The organism is Streptomyces sp. P5F9 (assembly GCF_057961495.1).
Genome location: NZ_JBXVPZ010000052.1, coordinates 22757 through 33641, shown reverse-complemented (window position 1 = coordinate 33641; position 10885 = coordinate 22757). Strand labels below are relative to the sequence as shown.

Annotated in this window: 10 protein-coding genes; 2 read left to right on the top strand and 8 right to left on the bottom strand. The window is 67.3% G+C overall.

Annotation, left to right across the window (positions count from 1 at the left end; genetic code table 11):
- Both AC31A1_RS12180 and AC31A1_RS12175 read right to left on the bottom strand, forming a co-directional pair.
- On the bottom strand, positions 1–801 hold an 801-nt coding region (locus tag AC31A1_RS12180), incomplete at its 3' end, for a phosphoribosyltransferase domain-containing protein (protein ID WP_489653287.1).
- A gap of 14 nt (positions 802–815) precedes the next feature.
- The gene (locus tag AC31A1_RS12175) at positions 816–1982 is read right to left on the bottom strand and encodes an HpcH/HpaI aldolase/citrate lyase family protein (RefSeq protein WP_489653286.1); all 1167 of its coding nucleotides are present in this window, start codon (positions 1980–1982) and stop codon (positions 816–818) included.
- 176 nt (positions 1983–2158) lie between these two features.
- On the opposite strand from AC31A1_RS12175, the gene AC31A1_RS12170 reads away from it, so the two are divergent.
- A complete protein-coding gene (locus AC31A1_RS12170; protein WP_489653285.1) occupies positions 2159–2899 on the top strand; it encodes a TerD family protein in 741 nt (246 codons plus the stop codon).
- Positions 2900–2995: 96 nt separating this feature from the next.
- Here the strand turns inward: AC31A1_RS12170 and AC31A1_RS12165 are convergent, their stop codons facing one another.
- The 6 genes from AC31A1_RS12165 to AC31A1_RS12140 all read right to left on the bottom strand — a co-directional run bounded on the left by AC31A1_RS12165 (position 2996) and on the right by AC31A1_RS12140 (position 7610).
- The gene (locus AC31A1_RS12165; protein ID WP_033286889.1) at positions 2996–3730 is read right to left on the bottom strand and encodes a TerD family protein; all 735 of its coding nucleotides are present in this window, start codon (positions 3728–3730) and stop codon (positions 2996–2998) included.
- Positions 3731–3846: 116 nt separating this feature from the next.
- Positions 3847–4992 carry a DUF475 domain-containing protein gene (locus AC31A1_RS12160; RefSeq protein WP_489653284.1) on the bottom strand — a complete coding sequence of 382 codons (1146 nt, stop codon included), beginning with the start codon at positions 4990–4992 and terminating at the stop codon, positions 3847–3849.
- A 154-nt stretch (positions 4993–5146) separates the two neighbouring features.
- Complete coding sequence (locus tag AC31A1_RS12155) at positions 5147–5722, bottom strand: TerD family protein (RefSeq protein ID WP_489653283.1); 576 nt, start codon at positions 5720–5722, stop codon at positions 5147–5149.
- Between the two features lie 161 nt (positions 5723–5883).
- On the bottom strand, positions 5884–6459 hold the full coding sequence (locus AC31A1_RS12150; protein ID WP_019060360.1) for a TerD family protein: 576 nt from the start codon (positions 6457–6459) through the stop codon (positions 5884–5886).
- Between the two features lie 113 nt (positions 6460–6572).
- Positions 6573–7031, bottom strand: coding sequence for a peroxiredoxin (locus AC31A1_RS12145; RefSeq protein WP_489653282.1), 459 nt, complete (start codon positions 7029–7031; stop codon positions 6573–6575).
- A gap of 141 nt (positions 7032–7172) precedes the next feature.
- Positions 7173–7610: a DUF3052 domain-containing protein gene (locus AC31A1_RS12140; RefSeq protein WP_019067106.1), complete on the bottom strand. Its 438-nt coding sequence runs from the start codon at positions 7608–7610 to the stop codon at positions 7173–7175.
- A gap of 418 nt (positions 7611–8028) precedes the next feature.
- On the opposite strand from AC31A1_RS12140, the gene aceE reads away from it, so the two are divergent.
- A complete protein-coding gene (aceE, locus tag AC31A1_RS12135) occupies positions 8029–10776 on the top strand; it encodes a pyruvate dehydrogenase (acetyl-transferring), homodimeric type (protein WP_489653281.1) in 2748 nt (915 codons plus the stop codon).
- Positions 10777–10885: the final 109 nt, after the last annotated feature.

Genomic DNA, 10885 nt, shown 5'->3' with positions numbered 1-10885 from the left:
GAACTGCGCGACCAGCCCAGACGGCGCAGCAGACGACGAACCACCTGCCCCCGCACCCCCTGTCTCGTACCTCGCCACCAACTCCTGCCCCTTCTCCAGCACCCCTGCGGGCAACCGCACCGTCCCCGATGCCGCCGCCACCAGGTCCACCCTCGCGCCTATCTCCGCCGCGAACTCGTCCAGGCGGCCGGCGTCGGCAGCGGAACGCATGTCGACCAGGGCGACCACCACGTACCGGTCCCGCGGATAGCGCTCGTGCAGGTCGCGGATCGTGTTCAGGACCGTGTTGCCGGTGGAGAACTCGTCGTCGACCAGGACCAACGGGCCCTCGCCCGAGAGGAGTTCGGGGTTCTCGGGGAGGAGGAGGTGGGAGGTCGCGTGGGAGTGGGACTCCTCGAAGCCGCCCGCCGTGGCGACGCCGGCGACGGGGCGGCGGGTGGAGTGGAGGTAGGGGGCGAGGGCGATGCCGTCCGCCACCGCGTGGCCCAGGCCTGTCGCGGTTTCCGCGTAGCCGAGGACCACCGCCCGGGCGGACTCGTCGGGGCCGAGGAGGTCGCGGACTCTGCGGCCCAGGGTGAAGCCGTAGCCGTAGACGACCGACGGGGACTGGGGGACGTGCTTGCCGAGTACGTTCGACACGAGCAGGTGGGCCCGCTTGGGGTTGCGGCGGAGGGCCAGGCCCAGGAGGTCGGTCAGCTCGGGGTCGCCGAGCAGTTCGACCCCGAGCCGCTCCGCGACCCAACTGCCCGACCAGACACCGTTACCGCCCGACCAGACCCGGTCGTTCACTGCCTTGTTCATACGTCCCTTGCGATTCAGCCGGGGATTCCGGCGGCGAGCAGCTCCACGAAGCCGACGTCCTCGCGTGCGACCCCGAAGATCTCGGCGCGCAGCATCGTCCGCTCGGCCCAGGCGCGGTGCGGCTTCACCTCGTTCATCTTGTTCGTGTACGCCGAGCGCAGCACGCCCCCGCCGCCCCGCTCCGGCCGCAGGATGTCCTGCGCGTCGCAGAACTCCTCGTGGCTGACCACGGACAGCGCGTGCACGGGCAGCACGTGGGTGGGGTGGATGCAGGTCTTGCCCAGCAGCCCGTTGGCCTGGTCGAGGGCGATCTCGCGCAGCAGGCCGTCCATGGCGTGCTCGATCAGCGCCTCGCGCAGCTCCTCCGCCTGGCCCTCCAGGAAGGGGCTGCGGCGCAGCTGCGGCTTGAACATGCGCTCCTGGACCCGGAAGTACTCCCACACCGGGCCGGTCACCGTGAAGCCGGTGCCGTCGGCGCGGCCCAGCATGTTCACCACGTCACCGATCACGTTGGCGACGATCTGGACGTCGTAGGCCGTCATGTCGGAGGCCCGGCGCAGGCCGTAGGAGGAGCAGAAGTCCGTCACGCCGAGGCGCAGGGCGAGGACGCGGTCGCGGTACTTGTCGACCGCGCGGGAGATGCCCTCCAGGGTCTCGACGCGCGACTCGCGGTACAGCAGCTCCGGCGACTCCAGGACCGGCATGCCGAACAGCCGGTGACCGCTCGCCGCCTCCGCGGCGGCCAGCGCCTCCAGGAAGGGCGTGCCGCTCTCCTCGGTGAACTTCGGCATCACGAAGCCGGAGAGCAGTTCTACGGCCGGGCCCATGCGACGTACGAGATCGGGGATCTGCTCGGGCACGCGGACCCGGACGAACAGCAACGGCAGCTCGGTGTCCGGGCGGGCGGCCAGCTCGGTGAACTGCTGGACCAGGTTCTCCTCGGCGGCCGGTACGTCCTCGTCGCCGATCGAGTCCTCCAGGCACAGCACCATCGACACGACGCCGCGTCCCGCCAGCTTGACGATGTCGTCGGCGAGGCGGGGGCGGGTGGCCGGGCTGTAGAGCGTGGCGCCCAGGGCCGCGGCGAGCAGCCGGGCCGGGGAGTCCGCGTCGAACTCGCACGGCTCCTGGAAGAAGAGACGCTGCCGTACCTCAGGGGCAATGTGCCCGAAATGACGCATAAAGCTCCCCCGTGGTGCCGTTGTGGTTCGTGATTGTTTTCGATAGGTGGCCGGTAATAGTACGTACAAACCCATGTCAGGGGTTCCCGCCGGGCATGAACTTCAGGTAACTCGGCCGTGTCGGTGTCCGAACCCCCACGTTGTCGTGACCAGGACCGAGAGGGCAGGATGACCGCATGACGCACGCGATGCTGAAGGGGTCGAACGTCCCGCTGGAAGCCACCACGGTACGTGCCGTGCTGCGCTGGACTCCCGGGCAGGGGGTCCCGGACGTGGATGCCTCCGCGCTGCTCCTCGGCCCCGCCGGTCAGGTGCGTTCCGACGAGGACTTCGTCTTCTACAACCAGCCCCGGCACCCCTCCGGGAAGGTCTGGTGGCTCGGCAAGAAGCGTGTCGCGGAGGGCCCCACCGACACAATCCAGACAGATCTCGCCGGTGTCGAGCCCGAAGTCAGCCGGATTCTCGTGGTCGCTTCGGCGGACGAGGTCACCTTCGACCACGTACAGGGGCTGCGCATCCTGCTGTACGACGCCGCCGTCGCCGAGGGTGAGCCGCTGCTGTATTTCGACATCAAGCCGGAGACCGGCGAGGAGACCGCGCTGATCTGCGGGGAACTGTACCGGCGGGGTGACGGGTGGAAGTTCCGGGCGCTGGGTGAGGGGTACGCGAACGGGTTGCGTGGGCTGGCGATGGACTTCGGGATCACGGTGGACGAGTCGGAGGGGGGCACTGCGAGTGCCGTTCCGGAGATTTCGCAGCCGTTGCCTCCGGCGGTTCCGGTGCAGCCGGCGTATGGGTACCCCCAGTCCGAGGAGCCCGTGACTCAGCCTGCGTATGGGTATCCGCAGCCGGTGCCCGTTGCTACTGCGCCGGACCCGAACTTCCGTTTGCCGCCGCAGGGGCCGCAGTTCATCTGAGGGTGGGTCGGTAGTTCGTTTGGTGCGCGCCGGTGGGGGCTGGGCGCGCCCCGCGGCGGAGCCGCATATCGACACTGCCCCGCGCCCCTAAAAAAACTAGCGCTCGACCTTTGTCTTGTAGCCCCGCCCCCATTGCAAGCCCCACCCGTACAACCGGTCCAGCTCCGCCTGGAAGCCGTAGACGAACTTCACTTCCCGGCGGACGACCAGCTCGCCCTTGACGTTCTCGATCATCACCACCGCGCAGGAGCGGGCCTGGGGGTGGCGTTCGTCGAGGCCTATTTCGATGCGGGGGCCGTTGCTGGGGTAGAGGGTGACGATGGCGTGGGTGCGGTCGAAGGCCGGGGTCTGGTCGTAGATGTAGACGAAGACCAGGAGGCGCTTGATCTGGTCGCGGTGGTCGAGGTTGACGTACATCGTCTCGCCGGACGCGGAGCCGAAGCGGTCGTCGCCGCTGAGCTTCACGTACGGCGGTGAGTTGACGTCTCCCAGGAGGCCGCCGAGGGGCTGGACCACGCCCTTGGTGCCGTCCATCAGCTCGTAGAGGCAGCCCAGGTCCAGGTCGACGTTGACCATGCTCTGGCTGTGGCCCATGACCTCCGGGGGCTTCAACGCCTTGAAGGGGTGCCTGAGCAGGCTGTCCCGCTGGAGGCCGCCTATGTCGGAGGTCCGCATCCGCCAGGTGAGGTTGACGCGGAGGTTGCCGGTGGCCGCGCCCTGCTTGGTGAGCGAGACCTGGTGGTGCCGTTTGGTCAGTTCGATCGCGTTGCTGGCCGCGCTGCCCGAGTCGAAGTCGGCCTCGCGCCGCCAGATTCCGTCGAAGAAGCCCATTCCCGCCCCCACGTTCGCATCCACACTGCGTATGACAAAGCCGTCGGGGCGGCCTGGCAGAGGACATGTCCTCGACGGCCGCCCCGAACAGAAGCGTTCCCTTACCGGGGAGCTTGTCACACCCCGGACGGGACCTCAGTCTTCTCGTCCGAGCCTGCTTTTCCCTCGGCTTCCGCGAGGGCCTTGTTCCGGCGGACCGAGGACCAGAAGGACCAGCCGATCAGGATGACGCCGACCAGGCCGGTGATGACCTCGTTGATCTGGTACTGGATGGTGACCATGAGGATCACGGCCAGGGCGCCGATCGCGTAGTGCGCGCCGTGCTCCAGGTAGACGTAGTCGTCCAGGGTGCCCTGGCGGACCAGGTACACCGTCAGGGAACGGACGTACATCGCGCCGATGCCCAACCCGAGGGCCATGAGGACGATGTCGTTGGTGATGGCGAAGGCGCCGATCACGCCGTCGAAGGAGAAGGAGGCGTCGAGGACTTCCAGGTACAGGAACATGAAGAAGGCTGCCTGGCCGGCGAGGACGACCGCCGAGCGCTGCTTGCCGGTGCGCGCGGCCTCTTCCTCCTCCTCGTGCTCCCGCTCCTCCTCTTCTTCGAGCTTGTCCTCGAAGTAGCCGGAGAGTCCGCCGACGATCATGTACGTGATCAGACCGGAGATACCGGCGATCAGGACCGTCTGCGCCTTGTCGGTGTGCGCGCCACCGTGCTGGTGGGCGTGGGCCGCGAAGGTGAACGAGGTGATCAGCAGGACGATCAGCGCGATGCAGACCGACAGCATGTCGACCTTGCCGAGCTTGGCGAGCGGGCGCTCGATCCAGCGCAGCCACTGGATGTCCCGGTCCTCGAAGATGAAGTCGAGGAAGATCATCAGCAGGAACATGCCGCCGAAGGCCGCGATCGCCGGGTGGGCGTCGGTGACCAGCTGCTGGTAGTGGTCCTTGTTGTTGAGCGCGAGGTCGACCGCGTCGATCGGGCCGATCTTGGCGGTGACGGCGACGATGACGACGGGGAACACCAGCCGCATGCCGAAGACGGCGATCAGGACACCGACCGTGAGGAAGATCTTCTGCCAGAAGGCGGACATCTTCTTCAGGATCCCGGCGTTGACCACCGCGTTGTCGAAGGACAGCGAGATCTCCAGGACGGCCAGGATCGCCACGATGCCGAAGGCTTCCCACCCCCCGTAGAACGCCGCTGCGACAAGGCCGAGCGCGGTGACCGCGAACGACCAGCCGAAGGTTTTCAGAAGCACTGGCTACCCAATCGTGTGTTGGGGGTTCCCCCAGACGGAGTCTGGGGGAGGGTCTCCCCCCGCGCCGCACTCGGCTTTACTTAAAATTTGACGTCGAGCACTGAGTCTAGAGGGAGACTCCGCCGTCCGGGACAGCCGGTGTGGATAACGCCCTTTACGAGACGTTGACCCCGAAGTCCATGGCGATGCCCCGCAGTCCCGACGCGTACCCCTGGCCGACCGCCCTGAACTTCCACTCGCCCTGGTAGCGGTACAGCTCGCCGAAGATCATGGCCGTTTCGGTGGAGGCGTCCTCGGAGAGGTCGTAGCGGGCCAGCTCCTGGCCGTCGGCCTGGTTGACGACGCGGATGAAGGCGTTGCTGACCTGGCCGAAGGTCTGGCCGCGGACATCGGCGTCATGGATGGAGACGGGGAAGACGATCTTGTCGACGTTGACCGGCACCTTGGAGAGGTCGACCAGGATCGACTCGTCGTCACCCTCGCCCTCACCGGTGAGGTTGTCACCGGTGTGCTCCACCGAACCGTCCGGGCTGGTGAGCTGGTTGTAGAAGATGAACCACTCGTCGCCCAGCACCCGGCCGCCGTTGCACAGCAGCGCGCTGGCGTCGAGGTCGAAGTCGGCTCCGGTGGTGGAGCGTGCGTCCCAGCCGAGGCCGATCAGGACGTTCGTGAGGTTCGGTGCGGCCTTGGACAGGGAGACATTGCCCCCCTTGGCGAGCGTGACGCCCATAGTGCTGGTCCTCCCCGAGGCGATGCTTCTTTGGTTGTCCTGCGCTCCCCCAGAGGGGGACCCCCCGGGCGCCGCACGCGAACCGCGCGGCGCCCGGGCGGTGAAGCCTCCGTACGTCAGGCGCCCGTACGTCGGACGCTCGTACGGCAGACGCCCGGATGTCAGACGTTGACGCCGAAGTCCTGGGCGATGCCGCGCAGGCCCGAGGCGTAGCCCTGGCCGATGGCGCGGAACTTCCACTCCGCGCCGTTGCGGTACAGCTCGCCGAAGACCATCGCGGTCTCGGTCGAGGCGTCCTCGGAGAGGTCGTAGCGGGCGATCTCGGCGCCGCCGGCCTGGTTCACCACGCGGATGAACGCGTTGCGGACCTGGCCGAAGGACTGCTGGCGGTTCTCGGCGTCGTAGATCGAGACCGGGAAGGTGATCTTGTCGACGTCGGCCGGGACCGCCGCCAGGTTCACCTTGATCGCCTCGTCGTCGCCCTCGCCCTCACCGGTGGTGTTGTCACCGGTGTGCTCGACGGAGCCGTCGGGGCTCTTGAGGTTGTTGAAGAAGACGAAGTTCGCGTCACTGGCGACCTTGCCCGCGCTGTTCAGCAGCAGTGCGCTGGCGTCGAGGTCGAAGTCGGTGCCGGTGGTGGTGCGGACGTCCCACCCCAGACCGACGATGACCGCGGTCAGGCCCGGGGCCTCCTTGGTCAGTGATACGTTGCCGCCCTTGCTGAGGCTGACTCCCACGAGTCCTCCATTGGTGTCCAGGGGCGGGGATGCCCCGTAGTGCGTCGGTATCGGATCAACGTCTCGATCCTAGTGACGGGTTCCCGACCCTCGCAGGCTCTGGAACCTAACAATCACAGGCTGTCGAGCGCCTTCACGTACTCGTTGAGGTCGCGCGCGTCCGGCAGGCCGTTGACGACCGTCCAGCGCACGACGCCCTCCTTGTCGATGACGAAGGTCCCGCGCACGGCGCAGCCCTTGTCCACGTCGAAGACGCCGTACGCGCGCGAAGTGTTGCCGTGCGGCCAGAAGTCGGAGAGCAACGGGTACTCCAGGCCCTCCTGCTCGGCGAAGACGCGCAGGGTGTGGATGGAGTCGTTCGAGACCGCGAGGAGCTGGGTGTCGCGGTCCGTGAACTGCGGCAGGTTGTCGCGCAGGGAGCAGAGTTCGCCGGTGCAGACGCCGGTGAAGGCGAAGGGGTAGAAGAGCAGCACCACGTTCTTGTCGCCGCGGAAGTCGGAGAGCTTCACGGTGGCGCCGTGGTTGTCCTTGAGTTCGAAATCGGGGGCCTTTTCGCCGACCTGGATCGCCATCTCGTCCTGCATCCCTTCGGTGGGGCTGTTCGGGTGATAGCACCCTGGGGCCACCACCCTACGCAGCGATCACCGCATGCGGACGGACGGGCTGGCATGGCCAGCCCGTCCGGGATTCAACGATCGAGGTACCTCCGGGGACTACCTCTTGGACTTGGCTGCCTTGGGCGTCACCAGCCGGCTGCCACTCCAGTCCTTGCCCACGCTGACGCTCTTGGCCGCGGAAAGGCCCGCGGTCGTGGCGGCTTCCGAGATGTCGCTGGGCTCGACGTAGCCGTCACGGCCGGTCTTCGGCGTCAGCAGCAGGATCGAGCCACCCTCCTCGACGTACGAGATGGCGTCCACCAGCACGTCGGTCAGGTCGCCGTCCTCGTCGCGGAACCACAGCACCACGGCATCGGCGACGTCGTCGTAGTCCTCGTCCACCAGGTCGCTGCCGATGACTTCTTCAATGGCCTCGCGGAGTTCCTGGTCTACGTCGTCGTCGTAGCCGATCTCCTGGACCACCTGCTCGGGCTGGAACCCCAGCCTTGCGGCAGGGTTCGTCCGCTCCTCCGCGTGGTCCGCGGTCGCGCTCACGGGTTGCCTCCTGATCATGTCTTGATGAATGTCCAGCATCGCGCGTGCGCGAAGCATTGGCCGTAGTCCACACGGACGGGCCGGATCGCGCAAGTACCCGGCGATTCGGAACGCCGAAACGGTGACGATCCTGGCCGTGTCGCCGCAACTCCAGGCACGCTATCGCGGCCGCTGGTGACGTACACCACAGCGTTCTGCCCGGTTTGCACGTTTGAGAACCCTCCGAGGGTACGCGACTCGAATGACTTTGCTAAACGAGTCACGGTTACCTCACGGTAGAGATGACGATTGCCGTCCAGCGGTAGACCATGGGGAACGGTGCAGACCCATGGAAATCCAGCGCCGATAAGCCCCATTAAGCCCTCATCGGCCTCAGACAGCCCCCTCACACAGCTCCCTCTGACAGGTAAGGAACAGCGTGGCTTCCGGATCCGATCGCAATCCGATCATCATTGGCGGCCTTCCGAGTCAGGTTCCTGACTTCGATCCCGAAGAGACCCAGGAGTGGCTCGACTCGCTCGACGCCGCCGTGGACCAGCGCGGCCGTGAGCGGGCCCGCTACCTGATGCTCCGGCTGATCGAGCGGGCCCGCGAGAAGCGCGTGGCCGTGCCCGAGATGCGCAGCACGGACTACGTCAACACGATCGCCACCAAGGACGAGCCGTTCTTCCCCGGCAACGAGGAGATCGAGCGCAAGATCCTGAACGCGACCCGCTGGAACGCCGCGGTGATGGTGTCCCGGGCCCAGCGGCCGGGCATCGGCGTCGGCGGCCACATCGCCACGTTCGCCTCCTCCGCCTCGCTCTACGACGTGGGCTTCAACCACTTCTTCCGGGGCAAGGACCAGGGCGACGGCGGCGACCAGATCTTCTTCCAGGGGCACGCCTCGCCGGGCATCTACGCCCGCGCGTTCCTCCTGGACCGGCTCAGCGAGCAGCAACTGGACGCGTTCCGCCAGGAGAAGTCGAAGGCGCCGTACGGACTGTCCTCGTACCCGCACCCGCGGTCGATGCCGGACTTCTGGGAGTTCCCGACCGTGTCCATGGGCCTGGGCCCGCTCGGCGCGATCTTCCAGGCGCGGATGAACCGCTACATGGAGGCGCGCGGGATCGCGGACACGTCGCGGTCGCACGTATGGGCGTTCCTCGGCGACGGCGAGATGGACGAGCCGGAGTCGCTCGGCCAGCTGTCGATCGCGGCGCGCGAGGGCCTGGACAACCTGACCTTCGTCGTCAACTGCAATCTCCAGCGGCTCGACGGCCCGGTGCGCGGCAACGGCAAGATCATCCAGGAGCTGGAGTCGCAGTTCCGGGGCGCCGGCTGGAACGTCATCAAGCTGGTCTGGGACCGCACCTGGGACCCGCTGCTGGCCCAGGACCGCGACGGTGTGCTGGTCAACCAGCTCAACACCACGCCGGACGGCCAGTTCCAGACGTACGCCACGGAGACCGGCGCGTACATCCGCGAGCACTTCTTCGGCCACGACCACCGGCTGCGCGCGATGGTCGAGAACATGACCGACGACCAGATCCTGCACCTGGGGCGCGGCGGGCACGACCACCAGAAGGTGTACGCGGCCTTCGCGGCGGCCAAGGAGCACCGGGGCCAGCCGACCGTCGTCCTCGCCCAGACGGTCAAGGGCTGGACGCTGGGCCCCAACTTCGAGGGCCGCAACGCCACGCACCAGATGAAGAAGCTGACGGTCGCCGACCTCAAGGGCTTCCGCGACCGGCTGCACCTGCCGATCACCGACCAGGAGCTGGAGTCCGGCGCGCCGCCGTACTTCCACCCGGGCCGGAACTCGGAGGAGATCCAGTACATGCACGACCGGCGCAACGCGCTGGGCGGCTACGTCCCGACGCGCGTCGTCCGCTCGAAGCCGCTGGCGCTGCCCGAGGACAAGACGTACGCGAGTGTGAAGAAGGGTTCGGGCCAGCAGTCGATCGCCACCACCATGGCGTTCGTACGGCTGCTCAAGGACCTGATGCGGGACAAGGAGATCGGCAGGCGGTTCGTGCTGATCGCGCCGGACGAGTACCGCACGTTCGGCATGGACTCGTTCTTCCCGAGCGCGAAGATCTACAACCCGCTGGGCCAGCAGTACGAGTCGGTGGACCGTGAACTCCTGCTCGCCTACAAGGAGTCGCCGACCGGGCAGATGCTGCACGACGGCATCTCGGAGGCGGGCTGCACCGCTTCGCTGATCGCGGCGGGTTCGGCGTACGCGACACACGGCGAGCCGCTCATCCCGGTCTACGTCTTCTACTCGATGTTCGGTTTCCAGCGCACCGGTGACCAGTTCTGGCAGATGGCCGACCAGTTGGCGCGCGGTTTCGTGCTGGGCGCGACCGCGGGACGTACGACTCTGACCGGCGAGGGTCTGCAACACGCGGACGGGCACTCGCAGTTGCTGGCGTCGACCAACCCGGGCTGTGTCGCCTACGACCCGGCGTACGCGTACGAGATCGCGTACATCGTGCAGGACGGGCTGCGGCGGATGTACGGCTCGGACGCGGAACACCCGCACGGCGAGGACGTCTTCTACTACCTCACCGTCTACAACGAGCCGATCCAGCACCCGGCGGAGCCTTCCGATGTGGACGTGGAGGGCATTCTCAAGGGCGTTCACCGGATCAGCCAGGGTGCCTCGGGGACGGTGCCGGCGCAGATCATGGCGTCCGGGGTGGCTGTGCCGTGGGCGATCGAGGCGCAGCGGATCCTCGCCGAGGAGTGGAACGTGCGGGCCGATGTGTGGTCCGCGACCTCCTGGAACGAACTGCGGCGCGAGGCGGTGGAGGTCGAGCGGCACAATCTGCTGCATCCCGAGGAGGAGCAGCGGGTTCCTTATGTCACGCGGAAGTTGAGCGGGGCGGAGGGGCCGTTCGTGGCCGTTTCCGACTGGATGCGGTCGGTTCCTGACCAGATCTCTCGGTGGGTGCCGGGCACGTATCAGTCGTTGGGGGCTGACGGGTTCGGGTTCGCTGACACTCGGGGGGCTGCTCGGCGGTTCTTCCACATCGACGCGGAGTCGATTGTGGTGGCTGTGCTGACGGAGTTGGCTCGGGAGGGGAAGGTTGATCGGTCTGTGTTGAAGCAGGCGATCGATCGGTACCAGTTGCTGGATGTCTCCTCGGCTGACCCTGGTGTTGCTGGAGGGGACGCGTAGTTGGTTGCCTGCGGGTGCGTGGGGGCTGGTCGCGCAGTTCCCCGCGCCCCTAAAGGCAAGCCCCTTCGGGGCGCCTTTAAGAGGCATCCCGCCGCCCTACGATGCGGGC